The organism is Kingella pumchi (assembly GCF_022288825.1).
In the GTDB taxonomy this organism is placed as follows: Bacteria; Pseudomonadota; Gammaproteobacteria; order Burkholderiales; family Neisseriaceae; genus Kingella_D; species Kingella_D pumchi.
The window spans coordinates 24,679-25,101 of the sequence record NZ_JAKOOW010000022.1 but is presented as its reverse complement, the minus strand read 5'-3'; the positions used below and the strand labels follow the sequence as shown (position 1 = coordinate 25,101).

1 pseudogene is annotated in these 423 nt (G+C 57.9%); it reads left to right on the top strand.

What is annotated here, in order from left to right:
• Positions 1–278 precede the first annotated feature (278 nt).
• A pseudogene (locus tag MB824_RS05150) lies at positions 279–423 on the top strand (transposase); the annotation flags it as partial.

Here is a 423-nt window from a genome sequence, read left to right as displayed (position 1 = left end):
CGGGCGAGTAGGCGGCTTCGGTGTCCAATCCGCCGCCAACGCCGGAGACGGTGCAGGGGATGGTTTGCGTTAGGACGGTTTGCAGGACTTGGACGAAACGGCTATGGGCGGCGGCGAGCTGGGCGGAGTCGGTGAGAATGGCGGGCATGTGGTGTCCTTTGCTTGTGGTGGATGGAAAGGCAGCCTGAAAATGGGGTTTCAGGCTGCTTTTGGGTGGTTGTAGGTTGGGTTGTAAACCCAACAAAACAGGTGAATTTTACGGTTTTGTTGGGTCTAAACCCAACCTACGCTTGCTGAGCCACAAACGGCTGGCGAGTCTGGTCGGTATTGCCCCACACCCGAGGGAGAGCGGGGAAACTAAATTCAAAAGCCGCTGCTTCGGCGGAAGGTCTGCGGTGCGTAAGGCGCTGTATATGGCTACCG